Origin of the sequence: Rheinheimera sp. UJ51, assembly GCF_020819615.1 — a bacterium.
In the GTDB taxonomy this organism is placed as follows: Bacteria; Pseudomonadota; Gammaproteobacteria; order Enterobacterales; family Alteromonadaceae; genus Alishewanella; species Alishewanella maricola.
On record NZ_JAJHOG010000022.1, the window covers coordinates 1 to 25561 of the forward strand.

General features: G+C 46.7%; 26 protein-coding genes. 14 read left to right on the forward strand and 12 right to left on the reverse strand.

Features of this window, described 5'->3' with window-relative positions:
• Nucleotides 1–228 precede the first annotated feature (228 nt).
• Entirely contained in the window at nucleotides 229–762 is a 534-nt protein-coding gene (locus tag LMJ53_RS16360) for a gamma carbonic anhydrase family protein (RefSeq protein WP_226750710.1), read from the forward strand.
• Here LMJ53_RS16360 and LMJ53_RS16365 read toward each other — a convergent pair.
• Both LMJ53_RS16365 and aroE read right to left on the reverse strand, forming a co-directional pair.
• Entirely contained in the window at nucleotides 759–995 is a 237-nt protein-coding gene (locus tag LMJ53_RS16365) for a DUF1488 family protein (protein WP_229588393.1), read from the reverse strand. The genes LMJ53_RS16360 and LMJ53_RS16365 overlap by 4 nt on opposite strands.
• Nucleotides 992–1807, reverse strand: a complete 816-nt coding sequence (gene aroE, locus LMJ53_RS16370) for a shikimate dehydrogenase (protein ID WP_229588395.1) — start codon at nucleotides 1805–1807, stop codon at nucleotides 992–994. The genes LMJ53_RS16365 and aroE overlap by 4 nt, the downstream gene beginning before the upstream one ends.
• Before the next feature lies 1 nt (nucleotide 1808).
• Between aroE and LMJ53_RS16375 the strand changes: the two genes are divergently transcribed.
• Nucleotides 1809–2258: a group II truncated hemoglobin gene (locus tag LMJ53_RS16375; protein WP_229588396.1), complete on the forward strand. Its 450-nt coding sequence runs from the start codon at nucleotides 1809–1811 to the stop codon at nucleotides 2256–2258.
• Here the strand turns inward: LMJ53_RS16375 and hemF are convergent.
• Both hemF and LMJ53_RS16385 read right to left on the reverse strand, forming a co-directional pair.
• The gene (gene hemF, locus LMJ53_RS16380; RefSeq protein ID WP_229588398.1) at nucleotides 2255–3187 is read right to left on the reverse strand and encodes an oxygen-dependent coproporphyrinogen oxidase; all 933 of its coding nucleotides are present in this window, start codon (nucleotides 3185–3187) and stop codon (nucleotides 2255–2257) included. The two genes, LMJ53_RS16375 and hemF, sit on opposite strands and share 4 nt — an antisense overlap.
• 1 nt (nucleotide 3188) lies before the next feature.
• Nucleotides 3189–3743, reverse strand: coding sequence for an L-threonylcarbamoyladenylate synthase (locus LMJ53_RS16385; protein WP_229588400.1), 555 nt, complete (start codon nucleotides 3741–3743; stop codon nucleotides 3189–3191).
• A 121-nt stretch (nucleotides 3744–3864) separates the two neighbouring features.
• Between LMJ53_RS16385 and purE the strand changes: the two genes are divergently transcribed.
• Together purE and LMJ53_RS16395 are read left to right on the forward strand one after the other, a co-directional pair.
• Entirely contained in the window at nucleotides 3865–4356 is a 492-nt protein-coding gene (purE, locus tag LMJ53_RS16390) for a 5-(carboxyamino)imidazole ribonucleotide mutase (protein ID WP_226750704.1), read from the forward strand.
• Nucleotides 4353–5483 (forward strand): 5-(carboxyamino)imidazole ribonucleotide synthase, encoded by a 1131-nt coding sequence (locus LMJ53_RS16395; protein WP_229588402.1) that lies wholly within the window; start codon nucleotides 4353–4355, stop codon nucleotides 5481–5483. Before purE ends, LMJ53_RS16395 begins: the two co-directional genes overlap by 4 nt.
• Here LMJ53_RS16395 and LMJ53_RS16400 read toward each other — a convergent pair.
• The 4 genes from LMJ53_RS16400 to LMJ53_RS16415 all read right to left on the reverse strand — a co-directional run bounded on the left by LMJ53_RS16400 (nucleotide 5480) and on the right by LMJ53_RS16415 (nucleotide 8790).
• Nucleotides 5480–6034, reverse strand: coding sequence for a type I DNA topoisomerase (locus tag LMJ53_RS16400; protein WP_229588404.1), 555 nt, complete (start codon nucleotides 6032–6034; stop codon nucleotides 5480–5482). The two genes, LMJ53_RS16395 and LMJ53_RS16400, sit on opposite strands and share 4 nt — an antisense overlap.
• 61 nt (nucleotides 6035–6095) lie before the next feature.
• Nucleotides 6096–6569: a DUF494 family protein gene (locus tag LMJ53_RS16405; RefSeq protein WP_229588406.1), complete on the reverse strand. Its 474-nt coding sequence runs from the start codon at nucleotides 6567–6569 to the stop codon at nucleotides 6096–6098.
• A 2-nt stretch (nucleotides 6570–6571) separates the two neighbouring features.
• Nucleotides 6572–7657 carry a DNA-processing protein DprA gene (gene dprA / locus LMJ53_RS16410; RefSeq protein WP_229588408.1) on the reverse strand — a complete coding sequence of 362 codons (1086 nt, stop codon included), beginning with the start codon at nucleotides 7655–7657 and terminating at the stop codon, nucleotides 6572–6574.
• Nucleotides 7658–7683: 26 nt separating this feature from the next.
• Nucleotides 7684–8790 carry a LysM peptidoglycan-binding domain-containing protein gene (locus LMJ53_RS16415; protein ID WP_229588410.1) on the reverse strand — a complete coding sequence of 369 codons (1107 nt, stop codon included), beginning with the start codon at nucleotides 8788–8790 and terminating at the stop codon, nucleotides 7684–7686.
• A gap of 125 nt (nucleotides 8791–8915) precedes the next feature.
• Here LMJ53_RS16415 and def point away from each other — a divergent pair, with 125 nt between their 5' ends.
• From def to trkA, 4 genes are read left to right on the forward strand one after another with little or no spacing between them, the layout of a single operon-like run.
• Nucleotides 8916–9431: a peptide deformylase gene (gene def, locus LMJ53_RS16420; protein ID WP_229588412.1), complete on the forward strand. Its 516-nt coding sequence runs from the start codon at nucleotides 8916–8918 to the stop codon at nucleotides 9429–9431.
• 12 nt (nucleotides 9432–9443) lie between these two features.
• Nucleotides 9444–10385, forward strand: coding sequence for a methionyl-tRNA formyltransferase (gene fmt / locus LMJ53_RS16425; protein ID WP_229588414.1), 942 nt, complete (start codon nucleotides 9444–9446; stop codon nucleotides 10383–10385).
• Nucleotides 10382–11683 (forward strand): 16S rRNA (cytosine(967)-C(5))-methyltransferase RsmB, encoded by a 1302-nt coding sequence (gene rsmB / locus LMJ53_RS16430; protein WP_229588416.1) that lies wholly within the window; start codon nucleotides 10382–10384, stop codon nucleotides 11681–11683. Before fmt ends, rsmB begins: the two co-directional genes overlap by 4 nt.
• An 8-nt stretch (nucleotides 11684–11691) precedes the next feature.
• Entirely contained in the window at nucleotides 11692–13068 is a 1377-nt protein-coding gene (trkA, locus tag LMJ53_RS16435) for a Trk system potassium transporter TrkA (RefSeq protein WP_226750695.1), read from the forward strand.
• A gap of 10 nt (nucleotides 13069–13078) precedes the next feature.
• Here the strand turns inward: trkA and LMJ53_RS16440 are convergent, their stop codons facing one another.
• From LMJ53_RS16440 to LMJ53_RS16450, 3 genes are read right to left on the reverse strand one after another with little or no spacing between them, the layout of a single operon-like run.
• Nucleotides 13079–14533, reverse strand: a complete 1455-nt coding sequence (locus LMJ53_RS16440; RefSeq protein ID WP_420778864.1) for a TrkH family potassium uptake protein — start codon at nucleotides 14531–14533, stop codon at nucleotides 13079–13081.
• Nucleotides 14534–14551: 18 nt separating this feature from the next.
• Complete coding sequence (pepQ, locus tag LMJ53_RS16445) at nucleotides 14552–15877, reverse strand: Xaa-Pro dipeptidase (protein ID WP_229588419.1); 1326 nt, start codon at nucleotides 15875–15877, stop codon at nucleotides 14552–14554.
• A 42-nt stretch (nucleotides 15878–15919) separates the two neighbouring features.
• Nucleotides 15920–17833, reverse strand: coding sequence for a transglycosylase SLT domain-containing protein (locus LMJ53_RS16450; RefSeq protein ID WP_229588421.1), 1914 nt, complete (start codon nucleotides 17831–17833; stop codon nucleotides 15920–15922).
• A gap of 193 nt (nucleotides 17834–18026) precedes the next feature.
• Between LMJ53_RS16450 and fadB the strand changes: the two genes are divergently transcribed.
• The 5 genes from fadB to LMJ53_RS16475 all read left to right on the forward strand — a co-directional run bounded on the left by fadB (nucleotide 18027) and on the right by LMJ53_RS16475 (nucleotide 23937).
• Nucleotides 18027–20180 (forward strand): fatty acid oxidation complex subunit alpha FadB, encoded by a 2154-nt coding sequence (gene fadB, locus LMJ53_RS16455; protein WP_229588423.1) that lies wholly within the window; start codon nucleotides 18027–18029, stop codon nucleotides 20178–20180.
• A gap of 18 nt (nucleotides 20181–20198) precedes the next feature.
• Nucleotides 20199–21362, forward strand: coding sequence for an acetyl-CoA C-acyltransferase FadA (gene fadA / locus LMJ53_RS16460; RefSeq protein WP_226750690.1), 1164 nt, complete (start codon nucleotides 20199–20201; stop codon nucleotides 21360–21362).
• 99 nt (nucleotides 21363–21461) lie between these two features.
• Entirely contained in the window at nucleotides 21462–21710 is a 249-nt protein-coding gene (gene tusA, locus LMJ53_RS16465; RefSeq protein WP_229588425.1) for a sulfurtransferase TusA, read from the forward strand.
• 132 nt (nucleotides 21711–21842) lie between these two features.
• Nucleotides 21843–23426 carry an amidohydrolase family protein gene (locus LMJ53_RS16470; RefSeq protein ID WP_229588427.1) on the forward strand — a complete coding sequence of 528 codons (1584 nt, stop codon included), beginning with the start codon at nucleotides 21843–21845 and terminating at the stop codon, nucleotides 23424–23426.
• Nucleotides 23427–23511: 85 nt separating this feature from the next.
• Nucleotides 23512–23937: a hypothetical protein gene (locus LMJ53_RS16475; protein WP_229588429.1), complete on the forward strand. Its 426-nt coding sequence runs from the start codon at nucleotides 23512–23514 to the stop codon at nucleotides 23935–23937.
• Nucleotides 23938–23945: 8 nt separating this feature from the next.
• On the opposite strand, the gene LMJ53_RS16480 is transcribed toward LMJ53_RS16475, so the two are convergent.
• A complete protein-coding gene (locus LMJ53_RS16480) occupies nucleotides 23946–24344 on the reverse strand; it encodes a VOC family protein (RefSeq protein WP_229588431.1) in 399 nt (132 codons plus the stop codon).
• Between the two features lie 129 nt (nucleotides 24345–24473).
• Between LMJ53_RS16480 and rlmF the strand changes: the two genes are divergently transcribed.
• On the forward strand, nucleotides 24474–25379 hold the full coding sequence (gene rlmF / locus LMJ53_RS16485) for a 23S rRNA (adenine(1618)-N(6))-methyltransferase RlmF (RefSeq protein WP_229588433.1): 906 nt from the start codon (nucleotides 24474–24476) through the stop codon (nucleotides 25377–25379).
• The last annotated feature ends 182 nt before the right edge of the window (nucleotides 25380–25561 follow it).

Here is a 25561-nt window from a genome sequence, read left to right on the forward strand (position 1 = left end):
AAGCGTCTTTTTTAAAGATTTTTGCAACTTCGCTTTATCACCTCAGGTTTCGCTGAACTCTCGTTCGCCGCATCCCCCGTGGCATGGCGCGCATTATAGGACCTTTTAAATATCCTGCAAGCGTTATAATTAAAAAACTTTGTCATTTTCGATCGTTAGCAGAAAATTTCAACGAAATGCAGATTTTTACAACATTTACTGCATAATAAGTCTTCACAGGAGGGTTTTATGACTTTAAGAACATATAAAGGTATTGCACCGAAACTAGCTGAAGGCGTTTATGTAGACGCATCGAGTGTTTTAGTCGGCGATATTGAATTAGCTAAGGATGTCAGTATCTGGCCATTAGTTGCGGCAAGGGGCGATGTTAACTTCATTAAGATTGGTGCTAGAAGCAATATTCAAGATGGCTCCGTTTTACATTTATCACGCCCAAGCAAAGGTAAGCCCGCTGGCTCACCCTTGATTATTGGTGAAGATGTCACGGTGGGACATAAAGTCATGCTACATGGTTGCACCCTAGGCAACCGCATACTTGTTGGCATGGGTGCCATTGTTATGGATGATGTGATGGTAGAAGATGATGTGATTATCGGGGCGGGAAGTTTAGTGCCGCCAGGTAAAACACTACAAAGCGGCTATTTATACGTGGGTAGCCCCGCTAAAGCGGCTCGGCCATTAAATGATCATGAGAAAAGCTTTCTAACCGAGTCGGCTTTAAATTATGTCCAATTAAAGAATGAGTATTTGGCGGAAGGTTAAAGCCAAATTTCACCACTTTCTATATAGGTATCTTCGGCAATAGCGGTTTCAGTCAGATCTTCCCAAGTAAACGCATCAGCGATTACTTGGGAGAGGAAGTCTTGTGCATCTTGCTTTGCCGGTATAGCGATATAACACTGCACTTTTAAACCACTTACTAAGCAACTAAAGGCTATGGCTTGTTTGGGCGCTGCATAGTGAAAGTCGTTATTAAAAATTAATTGCTGGTTCATAACGCTAATTGTGCCTTTAACTGCGCCAGTACTGGCGCCATATCCGGTTGCTTGCCACGGAATAAAGCGAACGCGGCGGCCGCTTGCCCCACTAACATGCCTAAACCATCTGCAGTATTTTGCACACCTTGTTGCTGGCACCATACCAGAAAAGCAGTGGGTGAAGCACCGTACAACATGTCATAAGCTAATTGACAATGCGCTAAATGCACGCTGTTAAATTCAGGTCGCTGCCCAGTTAAACCTGATGAAGTTGCATTAATAATTAATTGATAAGGTAACATCGGTATATTGGTTAACGCTGCTGCACTTACCTTGGCATTAAAATTTGCCGTAATTGCTTCAGCTTTGGCTTGGGTACGATTAGCAATAACAATTTGCCCTACGCCTGCTTTTAATAAAGGCCCCACTATGCCGCGAGTTGCGCCGCCCGCGCCGATGATTAACACTTTAGCTTCCGCTAATGCCACGCCTAATCGCTGCAAGTCATGCAGTAGGCCCACACCATCCGTATTATCCCCAACAATTTGGCCAGCATCGTTAAAATATAAGGTGTTTACCGCCCCCGCTTGTAACGCCCCCTCTGAACGCACTTGCGCTAAGGCAAACGCTTGCTCTTTAAACGGCATAGTGACATTTGCGCCCTTGCCACCGGCATTGATGAAGTGCTGCCAGCTGTCGGCAAAACCCTCTACCGGTGCTAGAATAGCCTCATAACTTATGGGTTCAGCCGTTTGCAATGCAAATTGCTGGTGAATAAAAGGGGACTTAGAGTGCCCTATTGGATTACCAAATACTGCGTAACGGTCCACAATGATGCCTTTTAAGAAGTTAATACAGATAATTTTTAATAAAAGTAACACAAATAGCAATACGCATCCCACTCCTACGCAAACACCATATCAATTAATGGGCGGCGAAGCGGCAGTGCGTCACTTGGCCAACCGTTTTTACGACATTATGGAAACGGCACCTGAAGCGAAAGCCCTCTATGCCATGCATCCTTTACCTTTAGATGGTATTCGGCAGAAGTTTTTTGAGTTTTTGTCTGGTTGGTTAGGCGGCCCAGCTTTATTCGAACAAAAATATGGGCACCCTCGGCTGCGTGCCAGGCATTTACCCTTTGAAGTTAATGAGCAAATGCGTGAAGAATGGATGTTTTGTATGAATCAGGCATTAAATGAAGTGGTCAGCGATAAAGTGTTACGCGAAGGGATCCGCCAGTCGATTGGTCAACTGGCGTCACATATGATCAACTGCTAGTGAGCAGCTAACAAACCCAACCAATCTTGCGGCTTTAAATAACGCTCATACAACAACGCTTCTGGGCTAGCCGCTTCAGGTTGATAAGCATACTGCCAACGAACTAAAGGCGGCATCGACATTAAGATTGACTCGGTACGCCCGCCACTTTGCAAACCAAATAAAGTGCCGCGATCATAAACCAAATTAAACTCTACATAGCGGCCACGCCGATAGAGTTGAAATTGGCGCTCACGCTCGGCATATGGCAAGGCTTTACGTTTAGCCACAATGGGCAGATAAGCCGGGATAAAGGCTTCTCCTACCGCACGCATTAATGCAAAGCTTTGCTCAAAACCTAAAACATTTAAATCATCAAAAAATAAGCCACCCACGCCGCGGGTTTCGCCACGATGTTTTAAATAGAAGTAATCATCACACCACTTCTTATAAGCAGGGTAATAATCAGCACCAAAAGGATCGACAGCATCCTTCGCTGTTTGATGCCAATGAACAACATCTTCTTCAAATGGATAGTAAGGCGTTAAATCAAACCCGCCGCCAAACCACCATACCGGTTCCTCGCCTTCTTTTTCTGCAATAAAAAACCGGACATTGGCATGCGTAGTCGGCACATAAGGATTGTTAGGATGCAACACCAAAGATACACCGCAAGCATTAAAGTTGCGCCCCGCTAACTCAGGGCGATGCGCAGTCGCAGAGGCAGGCATCTGTGCACCAAACACATGTGAATAATTTACACCTGCTTGCTCAAAGACTTGACCACCCGTTAATACCCGACTGCGACCACCACCGCCTTCTGGTCGCTGCCAAGCATCTTCAACAAATTGCGCGCCACCATCGGCCTCAGCAAGTTGCTGGCACAGTTGATCTTGTAACGCCATTAAAAAGGCTTGTACTTGAGCAAGTTGCTCAGAATGATGAGGCATATTAACTCCTGATGATTTCGCCGGTCATGGCATCACGTATTTGGCTAGGTTGGGTCGCCCCCCCTAAAGGCCCATCAACCACCGCAGCGACTTGTAAGCCAATACTGGCTAATAATTGCTGATAATCATTAATGGCTGCTTCGCCTGCAAGATTAGCGCTGGTGGAAACAATAGGTTTACCATACGCCTGACATAACTGTTGTACTACCGGATGTGCACTGACACGCACCGCAATACTATTAAAATTGCCTGTTATCCAACGCGGCGCCTTAGCACTGGCGGGAAGAACCCAACTCATATGACCTGGCCAACATGAAAATATTTGAAAACGCCGCTCTATCGGAATAGCGTTGTCGTGGATGTAAGGCAGTAACTGGGAGTAGTTCGCGGCAATCAGGATCAAGCCCTTTGCAACGGGACGCTGCTTAATAGCGAGCAGTTTTAACACCGCCTCTTCATTATCTGGATCACATCCAAGGCCATAAACCGCCTCGGTAGGGTATGCAATCACCTCACCTGCCATTAATTGTTCTACTGCAGTATCAATTGTTGCCATTTTTCACCTAATTCATGCCGCAGACAGACGACCTAGCCACTAAACATTTTATTCGTAACACGATGGGCGGTATAATAACCGTTTCAAACTTCGACTTCATCAAGTTCACAAGGAAACCACTATGCAGGTTGGTATTATCATGGGTTCAACGTCAGATTGGCCTACCATGAAACATGCGGCAGATATGCTTGACCGTTTTGGCATTGCCTATGAGACCAAGGTGGTTTCGGCTCATCGCACCCCACAATTACTGGCTGATTACGCCACTGGCGCGGCTGCACGGGGTTTGAAAGTGATCATTGCCGGTGCTGGTGGTGCTGCGCACTTACCGGGTATGGCCGCCGCTTTTACCAGTTTGCCGGTTTTAGGTGTTCCTGTGCAGTCAAAAGCTTTAAAGGGTATCGACTCTTTATTGTCTATTGTACAAATGCCAAAAGGTGTTGCTGTAGGCACACTGGCGATTGGTGATGCGGGTGCTGCCAATGCAGGTTTGTTAGCCGCGCAAATTTTAGCCACCAGCGATGCCAGTTTATTGGCCCAAATTGATACTTTCCGCGCGGCTCAAACCGAGTCGGTATTAAGCCAACCGGATCCATCACAGGTCGCACTATGAAAGTATTAGTGTTAGGTGCCGGCCAATTGGCACGGATGATGGCGCTTGCTGGAGCACCGTTAAACATCACCATCAGTGCCTATGATGTCAATACAGACACACTAGTGCACCCGTTAACCCAGCAACAATTAGGCAGCGGCTTAGCGCAAGCACTTGAAGCTGCTGATGTGGTGACTGCTGAGTTTGAACATATTCCCTTGGCTATCTTAGAGCAATGCCAAGCTAGTGGTAAATTTTTACCGGGCGCCAGCGCTATTCATGCGGGAGGGGATCGTCGGGTAGAGAAAGCTTTACTGGCCAGCACTGGTGTTGCCAATGCCGCTTATCAGGTGATCAACAACCAGGCCGATTTTGAACAGGCGGTGAGTCGCTTAGGCTTACCGCTTATCTTTAAAAGCGCCTTGGCGGGCTATGATGGCAAAGGCCAATGGCGTTTAAAAGAGGCCGCGCAAACTGCCACCGTATGGCAGCAAATGGCCGATTTTTTAGCGGCAGATAGCAGCCAAGCTATCGTTGCGGAACAATTCATTGGCTTTCAACGTGAAGTATCGCTGGTCGGTGCTCGCAGTAGAACAGGTGAAGTGAAAGTTTATCCACTGACTGAAAACCATCATGTTAACGGTGTACTCAGTGTGTCGTTAGCACGTCCAGTGGATCACGCACTGCAACACCAAGCCGAACAGATGTTTGCTGCCGTTGCCGAACAACTCGATTACGTTGGTGTATTAGCAATTGAGTTCTTTGATGTGGCTGGCCAATTGCTGGTGAACGAAATCGCCCCACGCGTGCACAACTCGGGGCACTGGACACAGCAAGGTGCTGATTGCTGTCAGTTTGCCAATCATTTACGTGCAGTCTGTGGTTTGCCGTTAGGCAGTACCGCCTTGGTGCGGCCAACGCTGATGGTCAATATCTTGGGTGAAGATGAAGTGCCCAGCGCAATTTTGAATATTCCTGCGCTGGGTTTGCATTGGTATGGCAAAACTAAACGTGCGGGTCGGAAGATGGGTCATATCAATTTATCGGCCAACAGTACCGCCGAACTTAAAGCCCAATTTGCTAAATTGATTGATCAATTACCGGCAAGTGCTTTTCCTGAACTAGAGCAGATGTTACATCAACTTTAGTCCAAGCTAGGATCCGGGGCAGTTTGTTTCTGTTGGCAAGCTTTGCTGGCACAGACCTGCCCCGACTTCTTCTGCAATAATAATGGAAAGGCACAGTATTGACAGATCCCAACCACTGGCTGGTCGTTAACAATAAACTTGCATTGTGGATATCGATCACAACCCCAAAAGGTTTTACCAAACTTACTTAACCGCTCGGTTAAACTCCCCTGCTGACATTTAGGACAACTGACATTTGACTGCTCAGTAGTCACCGGTTCTTCATGGACAATAAAATGACACGCAGGATAATTAGTGCAGCCTATAAACATACCATAACGACCATTTTTCACCGCCAAAGCACTTGAACATTCTGGACAATGTTCTTGCTCTAGTACCTTAACTACGCTGGTTTCATGCTGATGTAATGCTTTAATATAATGGCAGCTTGGGTAACCCGTGCAACCTAAAAAAGCCCCATTTTTACCTGAGCGGATCTGTAAGGGTTGTTGGCACAGTGGGCAGTGTTCGGTTTGTTGCGGTAAAGAAAATAACGGTGAAGGATCGGTCATAACAGCCTAAGTTGAATAATGCTGACGAACCACTCGCCAGCATTAATGTGCATTCTACGCGCTAGTGTAGCGGCCCATCAACTTCGTCAAAAATTAAATCTTCCATTTGGGCATACGCACTTTCTCGACCAGGTACATTAAACAGCACCATTAAGACAACCCACTTAAGATCATCCAAACTGATACTAGCACTGTCTAAGTCCATAACCCGATCAATTACCATTTCGCGGGTTGTGGCATCCAGCACGTTAACTTGCTCAAGAAACATCAAGAAACCTTGGCCTGGGGTATCAATTTTCCGATACTCATCTGCAGTAAAAATCCGCGTCGAGTTGCTCGCTACTTTGGAAAGATAAGGTTTAGTTTGATTCTCTTGCAAGGCAGATAATCGATCTAACCATTTTAAGGCACGAAATATATCATCATCATGAAACCCGGCTTTACTGAGCTCTTTGGTCAGATCGGCATGATTTACATAAATATCAGCTTCGTTATGTATATAATTTTCAAACAGATAAACGAGGATATCAAACATAATCAGGTACTCCTCAATCTAATGTAACCACCGGGAACTACTGCAACCTTACCGGCTAATTCAAGCTCAAGTAAGGTAATGGATACGTCTGCCACTGACATGTTGGCCCGCTCTGCCAGCACATCGGCTGGTATGGGACTATCTCCTACGTTATCGAACAACTGCTGACTGCACAAGTCTAGCGTGACATTTATTTCTGGGACAGCAGCTAAACCGTTATCAGCAAAAACCGTTCGCTCTTCTAGTATATCGGCCACACAACTGACAAGTTTAGCGCCTTGTTGGATCAGGTAATGACAGCCTGCAGCTTGCGCATTATGAAAACTGCCCGGTACAGCAAACACTTCACGATTATAATCCGCAGCAAGATTCGCACTAATTAACGAACCACTCTTTAATGCGGCTTCAACAACAACAGTACCCGTACTTAGACCAACAACAATGCGATTTCGTTGCGGGAAAAACTCAGCTCGGGCACGCACATCTGGAAAATATTCAGAAACAAGAGCACCCGCTTGCACAATACGTGTAGCTAAATGACGATTACAACTAGGATAAACTTGTCGCAGCCCATGCCCTAATACGGCTACTGTTTTCCCACCAGCGTTTAAAGCACCTAAATGACTTTCACTGTCGATCCCTTTCGCCATCCCTGAAGTGATGACCATACCTTGTTCAGTTAACTCAGCAGCCAGTTGTCGAGCAACCGCTCTGCCGGTAGGGGTAGGCGCACGACTGCCTACCATGGCAATTTGTGCCGACGATAATAACTCTACTTGGCCTTTAACAAATAATACGGCAGGTGGATGTGGAATTTCTTTTAATAACGGAGGATAAAACGGATGGTCAAAAGCAATAATATGCTGATCAGCCGTTTCGGCCTGCCAGCTCAGCGCTTGCTCAACCCAAGACGCGCTCTCATAACAAAGCAATTGGGCCTGCTTTTTAGTCAGGCCCAGCTGTTGTAAGGTGCTGGCCGGCAAAGCCAATAACTCTGCCAAACCAATATGCTCGTTTAGCTGGCGACAGCGCTGGCCGTCTAAACCATGCACACTCGCTAACGCAAGCCATGTATGTAATGCTTCCATAACATCATAGCTCCCGACAGTTTACCTTATAGGTTGCCGATACTATCTCCAACGCGAACCGGAGCAATGGTTTGCGTGACAATTGCAAAGCTGACTTTTTCTGCGGTTTTAAAGACCATCATTTCACCGACTTTCTCTTTCGGCATTTCAATGGCTTCACCACCAACATCACGCATCAGTTTTTGCAGCTTGGTCGCATCTTCAAGGTAAACAGGGCCATTGCGACCGTCAACCACGGTCGGTGATTGCCGATAAATACCCAGCATGTGACCGGCTTTTAATTCCTGCTCACCGCGGTTAAGAATAACCACATCCATTTTAGCCATTTCACGTAAATCAGACGACGCGGCAATAATGCGACCTTCGATCGGTGTACTTGGCTGCGTCATCAAAAAGTGTACCGGCAAAGATTGCGATTCGTAGGCCGGGATCACCTTGTCGCCTTGGCGAATTTCACGGGTAATATTCAGTACCTGCATAGCGGCGGGCTCGAAAGCGCTACTTTCTGTCGCTGCACTGCCGCTCCGAATAACTCGGGTGGTGGCAATTAAGCGTGTTTCATGACCCAGTGTTTCACCGGTATCCGGATCAACATAAGCCCGGCCTTGACGATATACTGCATAAGCTGCACCTTGCAGTAGCTCATTATTCACATATAACGTCTGTGTTTCAGCGGCACTTTTAGAGGCACGATTGCTCCCTAAGATGTAAGGTAAAGCATCGATCTCAGCTTGTGATAAGGCCTGATCATAGGTTAAAAAAGGACGTATGATACCCAAGGGTAAGGTGGCTATCGCATCCGGATTTTTATGCGTAGTACGGGTTTGTGGTGTTAAACGCACCGCCCGCTTATTCACGGCCAATACCGGGCGACCTTCACTATCAAAAGTTAACGTTAAAATATCACCAGGATAAATTAAGTGTGGGTTATCAACTTGTGGGTTCATTTGCCATAATTGCGGCCACAACCAAGGCTCATTGAGATATAAACCAGAAATATCCCATAACGTGTCCCCCGCTTTAACCACGTAGGTCATCGGTGCGTTGTCGCGCAACTTTAATACATCTGCTAACACACTAGCTGAAAACCAACATATTGAGGCCGCTATTATCAGTGTTATTTTTTTCAGCATGCCAGCTTCCTTTAAAACTATACTGTTTTGTAATTATTACATACTAAGCTGTTATTGCAGCGCAATAATGGCTAAAATTAAAACATACCACAGTGATTTAATTAAAGCATATTTTTGTAGGTGTTATGGCTGTTTTAAAAGTATTACATTACCCAGACGATCGTTTGCGCACTATTGCCAAACCGGTCACCACTATTACGCCGGAAATTCGGCAGTTAGTTACCGATATGCTCGACACCATGTATGATGAAAATGGTATCGGCTTAGCGGCGACCCAAGTTAATCAGCATTTACGCATCGTCGTGTTAGATCACTCGGAAGATCGCAGTGAGCCCATGGTGTTTATTAACCCTGAGATTATCGCACACGATGGCGAAACCAGCTATGAAGAAGGCTGCTTATCTGTGCCGCAAAACTACGCGTCAGTGAAGCGAGCCAAAAATATTACCTTAAAAGCTCAGGATATTGATGGCAATAATTTCGAACTGCAAGCCGATGGCCTACTCGCCATTTGTTTACAGCATGAACTAGACCATTTAATTGGCAAGCTGTTTATTGATTATCTGTCGCCTTTAAAACGCGAGCGTATCCGAAAGAAGCTAGAAAAAGAAGCCAAACTGGCTGAACGCCACGCGCTGTAAACAGGAAAAACTGTGACCCAACCTCTTCGAATTATTTTTGCCGGTACACCGGATTTCGCCGCCTGCCACTTGCAGGCGTTGTTAGCAAGCGAACATCAGATTGTGGCGGTTTACACCCAGCCTGACCGACCGGCTGGCCGTGGTCAAAAACTACAACCGAGCCCAGTGAAACAATTAGCTGAGCGCCAGCAGATCCCGGTATATCAACCGAAATCACTCAAAAAAGCGGCTGCGCAGCAAGAATTAGCCGCCTTAGACGCCGATTTGATGATTGTCGTTGCCTATGGCTTAATTTTACCCAAGGTAGTACTAGACACGCCGCGCTTGGGTTGTATCAATGTGCACGGTTCGTTGTTACCGCGCTGGCGTGGCGCTGCACCTATTCAACGCGCGCTCTGGGCTGGCGATCAGCAAACGGGCGTCACCATTATGCAAATGGACGAAGGGTTAGACACCGGGGCGATGCTCAGTAAAGCCGCGATCTCAATTGCTTCAACCGACACCAGTGCCACTTTGTATGGCAAATTGGCAGAGTTGGGGCCGCAAGCGTTACTCACTGCACTGACACAACTACCTCAGTTGCAACAACAAGCCGAAGCCCAGCAAGACGCTGCAGCCAGTTATGCACAAAAACTATCCAAAGAAGAAGCCCGTCTTGATTTTAATAAGAATGCCGATGCGCTAGAACGTGAAGTGCGAGCTTTTAACCCCTGGCCAGTCAGCTATCTTGAGCTACCCCAAGGTGCGGTCAAAGTTTGGCAAGCACATGTTGTACCGAGTGACGAACAAACTATTGGCACCGTTATTAGGGCAGATAAAACCGGTATTTATATCAGCTGCCAGCAAGGGTCTTTAGTGATTACGCAACTGCAGCCCCCCGGTAAAAAACCTATGTCAGCGGCTGATTTTCTAAATGGCCGCAGTGACTGGTTACCTGTGGGTCAGCAATTATGAGCGCCCAACTTCGCGCACTCGCCGCCGATACCTGTTATCAAGTGATTGACCAAGGTAAGTCTTTATCGGACGCCTTACCTCGGGCACAACTTAAATTAGATTTGCCGGCAGACAAAGCTTTGCTACAAGAAATTTGCTTTGGGGTCATGCGTTACTTACCGCAACTGGAAACCGTTTGCCAACAACTGATGAGCAAACCGTTGGTGAAACAACTGCGGCCGTTGCAGTTCTTATTGTATGTGGGCATTTATCAGTTAAAGTTTATGCGCATTCCTGATCATGCCGCCATCAGCGAAACGGTTGAAGCCGCACGAAGTTTAAAAGGCCAAAGCCTAACAAAACTGATTAACGCGGTATTACGCAGTGTGCAACGTCAACCGGCACTATTTGATTTTAGTCATGCGCCTGATGCCGTGAAATTTAACCACCCCGGCTGGCTAATCAGCGCTTTGCAACAAGCATACCCCGCAGATTGGTCTGATATCCTGGTAGCCAACCAACAAAAAGCACCGTTATGGCTGCGCGTTAATCAGCAACAAATTAGCCCAACGCAATTTTGTGCTGCGCTAACGGCTGAAGATATTGCTTATACCCAACCCTTTAGCTATTTACCGGTTGCGATCAAACTACAACAGGCTTGCGATATCACCAGCTTACCGGGCTATCAGCAAGGCTGGTTCTCTGTGCAAGATGCCGCAGCGCAACATGCCGCTTTATTACTGAATGCACAACCCGGCGAGCAAGTGCTGGATGCATGCTGCGCGCCCGGTGGCAAAACGTGCCATATTTTGGAACAGACCACTGACCTGCATTTAACCGCACTGGATCGTGATGAAAAACGACTAGAGCGCGTGCATGCAAACTTAGCACGGCTACAATTAGAGGCTCGCGTCGTTGCTGCCGATGTGCTTGATACTGCACGCTGGTGGCAAGGTGACCTATTTGATCGCATTTTATTAGATGTACCCTGTTCAGCCACCGGTGTGATCCGGCGCCATCCTGATATTCGCTGGTTACGTAAAAAAGCCGATATCGCTAATTTAGCCAGCTTACAAACCGACATTTTGCAACAAGCTTGGCAGCTATTAAAACCTGGCGGCACCTTACTTTATGCAACCTGTAGTGTGTTACCGGCTGAGAACCAGCAACAAATCACGCAATTTTTGGCACACCAAGCCGATGCAAGCCTAGTGCCTATCACTCAGGCAGGTACCGAAGCTTGTTGGCAAATCTTACCGGGTGCAGCCGACATGGATGGCTTCTTCTTTGCCTTGTTGCACAAAGCAACGCCGAACTGAGACAGACTATGAAAATCATCATCCTAGGGGCAGGACAAGTTGGCGCAACACTGGCAGAAAATCTGGTCGGTGAACAGAATGATATTACGATTGTTGATACCAATCTGGATAAACTGCGCTCATTGCAAGATCGTTTTGACCTGCAGGTGGTGTTTGGTCATGGCTCACATCCTGATATTTTGCGCAAAGCCGGCGCCGAAGATGCCGACATGGTTGTTGCCGTGACCAACTCGGATGAAGTTAACATTGTGGCCTGTCAGGTGGCCTACAGCATGTTTAATACGCCGCTGAAAATTGCCCGTATTCGCACCAATCAGTATTTAAAGTACCGCGATGAGCTGTTCCACAAAGACGATATGCCCGTTGACCACTTTATTGCGCCGGAAGCGTTGGTGACCAATTATATTCGCCGGCTAATTGATTACCCCGGTGCACTACAGGTCGTTGAATTTGCTGAAGGTAAAGTCAGTTTAGTTGCGGTGAAAGCCTATTACGGTGGCTTATTAGTGGGCCATGCGTTATCGGCGCTGAAAGAACACATGCCACATATCGAAACCCGTGTGGCCGCCATTTATCGCCGTGGTAATGCGATAAAGCCGCTGGGCACCACTATTATTGAAGCCGACGATGAAGTGTTCTTTGTCGCAGCCACTAAACACATTCGCGCGGTAATGAGCGAACTGCAAAAGTTAGAACGTAGCTATCGACGGATCATGATTGCCGGTGGTGGTAACGTCGGATTTGGTTTAGCCCGCGCATTAGAAAAAACCCATAGTGTAAAATTAATTGAGCGTAGTAAAGAGCGGGCTGAATTCTTATCCAGTGGCTTAGATAACACTGTTGTCTATGTCGGCGATGCTTCCGATCCTGAATTGTTAGAAGAAGAAAACATTGAGCAAATCGATGTTTTTATTGCAGTAACGAACGATGACGAAGCCAACATCATGTCGGCCATGCTGGCAAAGCGCATGGGCGCACAAAAGACCATGGTGCTAATTAAGCGCAGTGCCTATGTTGATTTATTGCAAGGTGGCGAAGTGGATATTGCGGTGTCGCCGCAACAAGCCACTATCTCAGCGTTATTGACGCATATTCGCCGTGGTGACATTGTCAATGTGTATTCACTGCGCCGTGGCGCGGCTGAAGCCATTGAAGCCATCGCGCATGGTGACAGTAGCACCAGCAAGGTGGTAGGTAAAACCATTGGCGAAATTAAACTGCCGCCAGGCACCACTATCGGCGCCATCGTCCGAGGCGATGAAGTCATGATTGCCCATGATAATACGCGCATCAATACTGATGATCACGTTATCTTATTTATGGTCGATAAAAAACACATTGTGGAAGTCGAAAAGCTGTTCCAAGTCAGTGCGATTTTTATCTAACACCCTAAGCTTAGTCTTTCCAAAAGGCAGGGGTAAATAGCACCAGCAAGGTGAAAATCTCCAAGCGACCGAACACCATAGCCACAATCAAAATCCATTTACTGGCATCGGGGATATTACCGAAGTGAGCGGCCACTTCGCCCAGACCCGGCCCCAGGTTATTTAAACAAGCCGCGGTTGCTGAAAACGCCGTAATATTATCTAAGCCAGTAAAAATCAACGCCAGCATAATCACCACAAACACTAACGCATAAGCCGCAAAGAAGCCCCATACCGCTTGCACAATACGATCTTCTACAGCGCGACGACCTAACTTAATGGCATATACCGCACGTGGATGCACCAAGCGATTGAGCTCACGCGCGCCCTGCTTAAACAACAACAGCACTCGCACAACTTTCATGCCGCCACCGGTCGAGCCGGCACAGCCGCCAATAAAACTTGAAAATATTAGCAAAATAGGCAAAAACAATGGCCAGGTTGAAAAGCCATCCGTAGCAAAACCGGCGGTAGTGGAGATAGACACAGCTTGAAATACGGCATGATTTAGTGCGGTGAGCTTATCGGGATAGACACTGGTGTGCAGCAACACTAAGAAACAAATGACAATTAAGGCCACTTGAATCCCAAAAAAGGTATTAAATTCTGGATCGCCAAAATAGGTTTTTAAATTTTTGCCGCGCACGACAGCAAAATGTAGGGTGAAATTTACCGCGCTAATAAACAAAAAGAACACACAGATCAGATTGATCAACGGACTGTTAAAGTGCCCGATACTGGCGTCATAAGTAGAAAAGCCACCAATAGCGACCGTTGAAAACGCGTGACAGATGGCGTCGAACGCCGACATGCCGGCTAAATAAAAAGCTAAGGCACAAGTAATGGTTAAGGCTAAATAGATATACCAGAGGTGCTTTGCGGTATCAGCAATACGCGGTGTCATTTTGTTATCTTTAACCGGCCCGGGGGTTTCAGCACGAAACAACTGCATCCCGCCCACACCGAGCAGTGGCAAAATGGCCACTGCTAAAACGATAATCCCCATACCGCCTAGCCATTGCAATTGCTGGCGATAATAAAGAATGGCCTTGGGTAACAACTCAATGCCGGTTAGCACTGTGGCGCCGGTCGTGGTTAAGCCAGAAAAGGCTTCAAACATCGCGGAAGCGAGATTCAAATTCGGATATTCAGCCAGAACTAACGGGATACCGCCCACCGCACCGAGCACAATCCAAAACAACACCACAATTAAAAAACCGTCACGTACTTTAAGTTCGCGACGGTATTTGCGATTCGGATACCAGGTAATAAAACCGATGGCAACACACATTAAAAAGGACAAAATGAAGGGTAAACCCGCACCATCTTTATACCAGAACGCCACCATCGCCGGCGGCACCATGGTGATACTGAAGATAGCAATCAGCATCCCCAAGATACGGATAATCGAACGATATTGCATAATGTCCTTTTCAGCGACCGCTTATGGCAGTTGCAACTCGCGAGTCATATTCTCATTGCGCTCACGGTGCACAATAATGTTATCTTCGATACGAATACCACCAAACTGGCGGAAAGCATCAATTTTTTGCCAATTAAACAGCTTATTCTCGGCTTTGTCTTGCCAGTCGGCTAACAGACTATCGATAAAGTATAAGCCTGGTTCAATAGTAAATACCATTGACGGTTCAATCAGCCGTGTACAACGTAAGAACGGATGTTGTTCTGGTGAAGCCACATGAGTGCCACGTTCATCGGCCATAAAACCACCGACATCATGCACTTGCAAACCGAGGTGATGGCCCACGCCGTGCGGGAAAAAGGTGCTACTGATACCGGTATCCACAATAGTATCAACACTGCTGCGGACAAAATCAAAATCGATCAGCACTTGTGCTAACAAGCGATGAGTTAAAAACTGTAAATCCGTGTATTTGTTACCCGGTTTAATCGCATCTACTACCTGCAAATGCACATTTTGCACCGCTTGGATCAGTGCAGAGAATTCATCTTTCGGATCGAAGCTGTAGGTACGAGTAATGTCTGCCGCATAACCATGAAACTCGGCACCCGCATCAATTAAAAAGGAATGATGCTGCGCAGGTTTTTTCCGCTCTAAAGCAGTGTAGTGCAAGATAGCGGCATGTTCATTTAAACCAATGATATTGCCATAAGGCACTTCATTTTCAGTTTGGCCGACAGCCGCTAAGTAAGCGAGCTGAATATCAAACTCACTGCCACCGGCATAAAAGGCCGCGGCTGCCGCTCGATGCCCGGTCACGGCCATACGGTTGGCATTGCGCATACAGGCATGCTCATAAGCGGTTTTATACGCCCGGTAAAAATGCAGGTAGTTCATCACGGGCTCAGGGTTGATGTGGGTAAAGCCTAAGGCTTTAGCGACTTCAAGATACTCACCTAAATACGCCACGCGTGCTTTATCATAAGGCAACAGCTTTTCAACCATATTAGCTTTTTCAAGCAACTGAATATCAAAGTGCTCAGCCCAAAAATCACTTGGTGCGTCAGGCACTTTGTGCCAAAAATCTTTTGGCCGATAAAAAATCAGTTTGGGTTTATTTACACCATCAACTATTAACCAGCAATGCGGATTATCGACTACCGGTAACCACGCTTTAAAATGTGGATTGGCTTTAAACGGATAATCCATATCATCTAAGAACTTGCGCTTTGCTTGACCTGAATGAATAACGAGCGCGTCGAGATTCTCACGAGCCAGCACATTGCGGGTACGCAACTGCAGTTCTGCTAGATGCTCTGGGTAAAGTTGCTGATATGTTGAGTTCATAAACACCTTACTGGTTGCTGTTAAGGGCTTTGGATAATAACATCATTTACTCTTCGCCCCAATCTGCATCGCAACCAGCGGTTGAAACACATCAATGGGTTCATTTAAGCGAATATTGTAAATCTGATAATACGCCATCACTGCTTTTACATACTCTCGCGTTTCGCGATAAGGGATCGTTTCTACCCATACATCAACGGGCAAAGCGTGGTCTTTCGGGATCCATTGCCGAACACGACTGTAACCCGCATTGTAAGCCGCGGTGGCCATAATTAAATTGCCATCGTTACGCTTCATCAAATAGTTAAGATAGTCCGTACCATAATCGATATTGGTGGTGGGGTTATAGAGTTGCGCTATTTGCACGCGTTTTTTTGCAATATCATTAGCGGTAGCGGGCATAATTTGCATTAAACCTCGCGCACCCACCGGAGAATTAGCATCAGCCATAAATGAGCTTTCGCGCCGGGCTATTGCCATAGCCCAACCAGAATCTACTTTTGCACCTTTCGCCGAGCGTTGAATTTCATCTTTATAAGCCAGTGGAAAACGTAATTCTACATCGTCCCAATAACCGGCATCCGCCAGCGTAAAAATGGCGCGTTCATGCCACTCCATTTGACCGGCTAGCTTAGCCGCGGCTAACTTTTGCGATTCAGTCACTGAGCGTTGTAAGAAATTCCATTCCCGTCGCGCTTCGGTCATTCGGCCAAGTGCCAGCCATTCAATGGCGCGTTGCACCGCAGGGTGTTGCTGCACTAATAATAACTCTTCAGCAGATACCGGCACCGGAGTGTGCGCTAAACTCGGCGGCAGCCCCAACTTAGCTGCCGACATAAAGCCATAAAAGTGTCGACGCAAAGCCAGCTCACGGAAAATGGGATCGGCCTTTGCTTGCTGCCCCTGCTCTTCAAAAGCACGAGCTAACCAATAGCGCCAATTGATATCAGCCGCGAGCTCTGCAGGGAACTGCTCAATGACTTTTTGCACTTTCGGCCAGTTTAGCTCTCGTAACGCATGGCCCACTTGCCATTGTGCTAAGCTGCTATCCAATAACTCGGGGGGTAACTGCCCCATCCACTCATCGGCGCGACTATCCCCTTTACTGGCTAGGGCAATAGCAAATTGACGCTGCACATCAACGCGCTGAGCAGCGGTAAAATAAGGGTCATTAACAAAACGCTGCCACATTTTTAAGGCCTCATCGGGTGAGCGCCAGATTAGGCGTTTTAAACCGTAAGCCAAAATGTCGCGTTCAACCACATGTTTACCAGGAAAGAAGCGACCTTTCGTCATGACACTAGGGTCCTTTCTCACTTGTAGCCACATGTCCGCTAAATATTGCTGATTAGCCGGTAACAAGGTTTTTAAATAACGAATTAAGCTCGCATCGCCGCCTTCTGCAGACAATTGAATACGCCGCAACACCGTATCGGCTTGCAGCGGATTAACCTGGCGCCATTGTTTAAATAGGCCATCGCAGTCTTTAGGTTGTGATTTCCCTACGGTCCATAACGCTTGTACTTCCTGCCAGACTTGCTGCTTATCAACCGGCTTGATCCGCAAACGCTGCTCCAACGCCGTGCAATTTAGCTCAGCGTCTGAACTACCCGGAAAGTTTGTTAAAAACCGTTCAGATTGCTTTGCTTTCGCTAAGCTTTGTAAAAAGGGCCGGCGCAACGGCCAATCTAGCGGAGAGCCTTTATGTTGCTGCAAAAAGCTTTCAATATCAGTGTGAGCATTCAAACGCCGCTGTAAGTAGCGTTGTTGCAGATAGGGTTGTAACGGATAATCTTTTAATTCTTCTAGCCACGCTTCAACTTGCCTAAGAGATGCGGAGCCAACTTGGCGCTCGGCTTGCACAAATAACTCACGTTGCTGTTCAATCTGTTCAGCATTACTGACAGCCATTGTAGAAAAAAAAGTACAACTTAATATAAAGATCAGGCGTTTCACTGTACAACTCCAGATGAAAACTTAGTCAGTCAATACTGTCTATAGTTTAGTATGTTTGTGCTTAGCACGATTTCAAACACCCGTTTAAATAACTATTGATATTTTTCTAAAAGCACGAGACACTGGATCAGATAACCTCATCGTACCAGTTGCGAATAATGATATATAGCTAACGCGACCAAGGAGCATTTTTATGATTTACCAGAGTAACAGCATTCAGGTTGAGTATGTGCAACCTGGTATTGCCCAGTTTACCTTTAACGCACAAGGTTCGGTCAACAAATTTGATCAACAGACGCTGACTGATTGTAAGGCAGCCCTAAGTAAGCTGCACGCGGATCCCGCTTTAAAAGGTGTTCTTTTTGTTAGTGGCAAAGATAACTTTGTGGTCGGTGCTGACATTACCGAGTTTTTACCTATTTTTGAACGGCCTGAAGCCGATTTAGTTCCGTGGATTAAACAAGCTTCTGATGTGTTTGACGCTTGTGAAGACCTGCCTGTTCCTACCGTAGTGGCCATTAAAGGTTTCGCCTTAGGTGGCGGCTGTGAATGGACGCTCGCTTGTGACTACCGTGTAGCTGACACGACCACACGCATCGGTTTACCTGAAGTTAAACTCGGTTTAATGCCTGGCTTTGGGGGTACCGTTCGTTTACCGCGGATTATCGGCGCTGACAATGCCATGGAGTGGATCACCACCGGTAAAGATCGCAGTGCAGAGCAAGCCCAAAAAGAAGGCTTAATTGATGCCGTTGTTGCCCCTGAAAAATTAGCGGCAGCCGGTTTAAGCATGCTGCAAGACGCTATCGCGGGTCAGTTAAACTGGCAGAAGAAACGCGCTGTAAAATTACAGCCGCTAAAACTGAATAAAATTGAAGCCACCATGAGCTTTAATACAGCCAAAGGTATGGTGTTCGCCACTGCGGGTAAACATTATCCGGCACCGATGATGGCGGTACAAACGATAGAAGCCGCTAGCACGTTAGATCGGGCAGGTGCCGTTGCTTTAGAAAACGCGGGCTTTGCCAAATTAGCCAAGACCGACGCGGCGACGGCGCAAATAGGGCTATTTTTAAATGACCAAGTCATTAAAAGTAAAGCGAAAAAAGCCGCTAAGACCGCGACTAAAGCCGTAAATAAAGCCGCTGTATTAGGCGCGGGCATTATGGGCGGGGGTATTGCTTATCAGTCTGCACTGAAAGGTGTACCGGTGGTCATGAAAGACATTGCCGACAACGCACTCGCTTTAGGCATGTCAGAAGCAACCAAGTTGCTCTCAAAACAAGTCGATCGTAAAAAATTAGATGCCGTCGGCATGGCTAAAGTGATTTCGGCTATTACTCCCACGTTAAGCAATGATTTAGTGGCCGGCGTGGATATCGTTGTCGAAGCGGTTGTCGAGAATCCAAAAATTAAAGGCGCGGTGTTAAAAGAAACTGAAGCCTTATTAAGCGACGATGCCATTTTAACCTCGAACACCTCTACTATTTCTATTAATCAGTTAGCGGCAAACCTAAGTCGGCCGCAAAACTTCTGCGGTATGCATTTCTTTAACCCCGTACACAGAATGCCGTTAGTTGAAGTCATCCGCGGTAAAGATACCAGTGATGAAACCGTTGCTGCGGTCGTGGCTTATGCTGCCAAAATGGGGAAATCCCCCATTGTTGTAAACGACTGTCCTGGCTTCTTCGTTAACCGTGTACTGTTCCCCTACTTTGCTGGCTTCAGTAAGTTAGTGCTGGATGGCGCAGATTTTGCGCAAGTGGATAAAGTGATGGAGAAACAATTCGGTTGGCCAATGGGCCCCGCCTATTTACTGGACGTAGTAGGTTTAGACACCGCTTATCACTGTACCGATGTGATGGCGGATGGCTTCCCAACTCGGATGGCGAAACTGGCAAAAGACCCGGTAGCCGCGATGTATAACGCGAAACGTTACGGCCAGAAAAATGGCGTAGGTTTCTATACTTACAGTAAAGACGCCAAGGGCAAACCGAAGAAAGATATCGATGCAACAAGCCGAGGTTTACTGTCTGAACTCACGACTGAGAAACACGAGTTTAGTGCTGACGAGATTATTGCTCGCGTTATGGTGCCGATGATTAACGAAACCATTCGCTGCTTAGAAGAAGGTATCGTTGCCAGTGCCGCTGAAGCCGATATGGGCCTTGTTTATGGCTTAGGTTTCCCTCCGTTCCGCGGTGGTCCACTGCGTTACGCCGACACCTTAGGTTTAGCTAACTTTGTTGCCCTAGCCGATAAATATGCCCATTTAGGTGAAATTTATCAGGTTACAGATCATACGCGCGCCATGGCTGCCAACGGCCAGCGTTTCTTCCCGGTTTAAGCGCAGGAGCACAGCATAATGAAAAACGCAGTAATAGTAGATTGTATTCGCACCCCGATGGGTCGCTCTAAAGGTGGCATGTATCGTAACGTACGTGCCGAACAACTTTCAGCACATGTTATGGCATCGTTGTTATCTCGTAATCCCGCATTAGATGCTGCCGATATTGATGATGTGATCTGGGGTTGTGTGCAACAAACGCTAGAACAAGGCTTTAACATTGCTCGAAACGCCTCGTTATTAGCCGGTATCCCGCATTCTGTACCCGCGGTGACCATTAACCGTCTTTGTGGTTCATCCATGCAAGCCTTGCATGATGCCGTACGTGCTATTCAAACGGGTATGGGCGATGTCTATTTAATTGGTGGTGTGGAGCACATGGGTCATGTGCCAATGAATCACGGTGTTGATTTTCATCCAGGCTTAGCAACATCTGTTGCCAAAGCAGCAGGCATGATGGGTTTAACCGCAGAACTGCTTGGTAAAATGCACGGTATCAGTCGTCAGCAACAAGATGAATTTGGTGCTCGCTCACACCGCTTAGCGCAAGAAGCGTCAGAGCAGGGCCGGTTTAAAAACGAAATTGTTCCTACTGAAGGCCACGATGCCGACGGCGTGTTAAAACTAATGGATTATGATGAAGTCATCCGTCCTGAAACCACGGTTGAAGCGTTATCAGCTTTACGCCCGGTGTTTGACCCAGCGAACGGCACTGTAACGGCCGGTACGTCTTCAGCCTTATCTGACGGTGCATCGGGCATGTTAGTGATGAGCGAAGAGAAAGCTAAAGCCTTAGGCTTACCCATTCGAGCTTATGTACGCGGTATGGGTGTCGCAGGTTGTGATCCGTCCATCATGGGTTATGGTCCGGTACCGGCCAGTAAGAAAGCGTTAAAAATGGCTGGCTTAACCATTAACGACATTGACTATGCAGAACTGAACGAAGCCTTTGCTGCACAAGCCTTGCCTGTAATGAAAGATCTTGGCTTACTTGAAGTGGCCGACCAAAAAGTGAATCTTAATGGTGGCGCCATTGCGCTAGGTCACCCATTAGGTTGTTCGGGCTCACGTATCGCCACTACCTTACTAAATGTAATGGAAGATAAAGGCGGTAAATTTGGTTTAGCGACTATGTGTATTGGTTTAGGCCAAGGCATTGCCACGGTGTTTGAGCGGCCTTAAACTGGCAGCTTGTAACACAATCGCTTAGAATAAGGCCGTTGATACGGCCTTTTTTAATGGCTTGTCGTTAATTTGCGTCTTATATTATTGGAGTTATCAATGGCAGATGAATTTCAGCATGCCGATCACACCTTAGATGCCCTAGGTCTACGCTGCCCAGAGCCAGTGATGATGGTAAGACTACAGATCCGAAAAATGCAAAATGGTGAAACCTTGTTGATTATCGCCGACGATCCAGCCAGTACGCGTGATATTCCCGCTTTTTGTCGCTTTATGGATCACGAGTTAATGCAATACAGCACCAGCGAAACTCCCTACCGTTACTTAATCAAAAAAGGGGCTCATTAACACTCACTGTTAAACTCAGAAACCTTTTAACGCATCCTAGCGACGAGCTAACGTAATCGCTTGCGACATGTCGAAACTTTATCCACACTGATACCATAATAAATGACTATTGGAAATGTTATGGTCCGTTTTATGCGACTTCCCTTCACGTTATTGATATTAGCTACCTTAATAACACCGATTACCTTCGCCCAAACCACTGAGCGCACGCCCTCAGCGCCTGAGCGCGGCAACCAAGGTGATGGCCCTTATAAGCGGTTAATTCTTCGAGGTGGGATTTTAATTAGTGGTGAAGGTGCGCCACCGGTAGGGCCTGTCGATATCGTTATCGAGCAAGACCGGATTAAACAAGTGAGTATTGTCGGTTATCCTGATGTGCCCGTCTTGCCTGCCAGTCGACCACAAGCGGCACCTGGCGATCAAGAAATGGATATCAGCGGTATGTATATCCTGCCTGGCTTTATTGATATGCACGGTCATATTGGCGGCTCAGCCAATGGTATCCCTGCAGAATATGTATTTAAGCTTTGGCTCGCGCATGGCATTACCACCGTAAGAGAACCTGGCAGTTTTAACGGCCTAGCATGGACGTTAAAGCACGTAAAAGCAGCTGCCGCGAATACTATAGTTGCGCCGAGGATCGTGCCTTATGTTGGCTTTGGTCAAGGTTTAGCGCAGCCGGTATTTAATCCGGATCAGGCACGTAAATGGGTTAAAGACATCAAAAAAGCCGGAGCAGCAGGTATTAAATTTTTTGGTGCTACGCCCAGCATTATGGCTGCAGCCTTAGATGAAGCTGAAAAACAACATCTTGGCAGCATGATGCATCATGCGCAACTTAATGTGATGCGTACCAATGTCGTCGACAGTGCCCGCATGGGGCTGGGTTCGATGGAACATTGGTATGGTTTGCCTGAAGCATTGTTTGATGGACAAACCGTTCAAAACTATCCGACAAACTATAACTATCAAAATGAACAAGATCGCTTCGCGGCTGCCGGTGAATTATGGGCGCAAGCAGCTAAACCCGGCTCAGATAAATGGATTGCGGTACGAGATGAGCTTATTAAACTCGATTTTACTATTAACCCCACTTTAACTATTTATGAAGCTAGCCGTGATGCCTCCGCGCAGCGGAATGCTGAATGGCATAATGAGTATACCCTACCGACCCTAACGCGTTTCTTTACGCCAAACCGTTACGCACATGGCTCCTACTGGTTTGATTGGACTACAGAGCATGAAGTACGTTGGCGCGAAAATTACCGGTTGTGGATGCAATTTCTACAAGATTTTAAAAACCATGGTGGTCGTATTACCACCGGTTCAGATGCCGGTTATATCTATAAAATCTATGGTTTTGGCTTTATTCAAGAGTTAGAACTGTTACGTGAAGCCGGCTTTAATGCACTGGAAGTTATTCAAGCGGCAACGCTTAATGGCGCTATTGCACTGGGTTTAGACGAAGACATTGGCAGTATCGTACCGGGCAAAAAAGCCGATATGTTCATTGTAGCTGAAAACCCATTAGCCAATTTTAAAGTGCTGTATGGCACCGGGCATTATCGCTTAAACAACAATAATGAAGCAGAACGCACTAAAGGTGTGCGCTATACCATTAAAGATGGCATTGTCTATGACGCACAGCAACTGCTTCAGGATGTTCGTAACTTAGTACAACAAGCTAAGACAGCAGAATTAGCAGCAAGCAATTAATCGTGTCGCTAACAGACGGTCTCGCTTGACGAGCCTAGCAAGGTTATTTAAGGTAACTATATGTTAACTTATTCAGCTGTAATCTATGCTTTGGCCACTGATTAAAGACTCTATTGCTGCAAAAGCGCTAATACTGCTGGGTATTGCGCTTTTATTTTGGTTATTTGGTTATCAAAGTTTGTTTTTCACGGCTTTACTATTTAGCTTAGAGCTGTTTTTTTTCAGCAAAACTAAGCCGCTGAGTGCTGACGAGTATATTTATAGCAAAGACATCCTGAGGCTTTTTGCTGTTCAGGAACAAAAACTGCGTGTCGGCATGGACAGCGCCCCGCTTCGCAGCATTAAACACATCACACTCTGGCAAGAAGATAAACTGGGTTTTATCGATTTTGACTTAAATGGCCAGCTTCGCGTGCAATACAAATTTCGGCTGGAACAAATGCAACCGTTGCAGCAATGGCTGCAACAAGCCATGCCAGATGCTGAGTTTGTGAACGGTTTTAAAGGTTAATACTGTTGCTAGGCGGGTTGTTTAGACTGCAGTAAATCCCATTTATTACCATACAAATCTTGAAACACCACGACGGTGGCATACGTTTCCTCACGAGGCGCTTCCAAAAACACGACGCCTTGCTGGCACATTTTCTCGTAGTCTTGCCAAAAATGGTCTGTTTGTAAAAACAGGCCTACCCGATCTGCGGTTTGACAGCCGACCAAGGCAAGTTGCTGTGCATTACTTGCTTTAGCCAGCAAGATCGCAGTTTGTGCGCCTGGTGGGGCGACTTTTACCCAGCGTTTATCGGCGGATAGCAGGGTATCTTCTAATAAGTTAAAACCTAAACACTGCGTGTAAAATTGAATCGCCGCATCATAATCCGTTACTAATAAACTGATACAACTGATAAATTTCTGCGCCATGGCAAGCTCCTTTTAAATGAGTAATATTTTATCCGCTAGCCGAAGCTTGTGCTTTATTGTGGCGAGTTTAACTCGCAGCCCAAGCGGCATTCTATTACACTTAGCGCAAAGTGCTTACTACTAAAGATTATGACCAGCGAACCTTCAAAACTTCACCCCAGAAATCCGCATCATGGCCGTTATGATTTGCCAACACTCTGTGCTAAATATCCTGCATTAACGCCATTTTTAACCCGCACACCAACCGGTGCTGCCACCATAGATTTCAGTGACAGTCAGGCGGTACAACATCTCAATGCGGCCATCTTAGCAAGCTATTACCAAATTGATTTTTGGCAATTACCCTCAGGCTACCTCTGCCCACCGATCCCAGGCCGTGCTGATTATTTACATTATGCGGCCGACTTGCTTAGTCAACTGCCGCAACATCAGGGGCAAGTACCACAGGGTAAACAAGTACGGATGCTGGATATTGGTTGTGGCGCGAATTGCATTTACCCTATTTTAGCGACACGCAGTTTCGGCTGGCAGGTTGTCGGCAGCGATATTGATCAGCAAGCTCTGAACATCGCCAACACCATTATTAGCGCCAACGCTCGCTTAAAAGGGATGATTAGTTTGCGCTTACAAGCCAAACCTTCACAGATTTTTCAAAGTATTATCCACGCGCAGGAGTATGTTGATTTAGTGGTGTGTAATCCACCCTTCTATCGTTCCGCGGCTGAAGCACAAGCGGTTAACCAACAAAAGTGGCAAAAGCTCGGTAAAGCCAAGCAAGGTCGCAATTTTTCGGGGAATAACAATGAGCTATGGTGTGATGGCGGCGAACTGGCTTTTATTAGCAATATGATTAAAGAGAGCGCATTATTTGCTAAACAAGTTGGCTGGTTTACCACTCTGGTCTCACAGCAAAAACACCACAAGCCATTACTCGCTTTATTAAAACAATATCACACGGTTGAAGTGAAACAATTGAAGATGCAGCAAGGCCAAAAGAGCAGTTTACTATTAGCTTGGCGCTTTCAGCCAGGTTAATAGCCTGACAAGGCAGAGCCTTTATTTAGATGGCACAGCAACAAAAAAGCCAGCAACATGCTTAATGCCGATCAGTTAAGAACTTTTCAGATCGGTTGACCGATCCAGTGGTTGGTATATAAAGGCCTACAGAATGAACTCTGTAGGCCTTTTTTATGCATATTAGCCAAGCGCTGGAAACC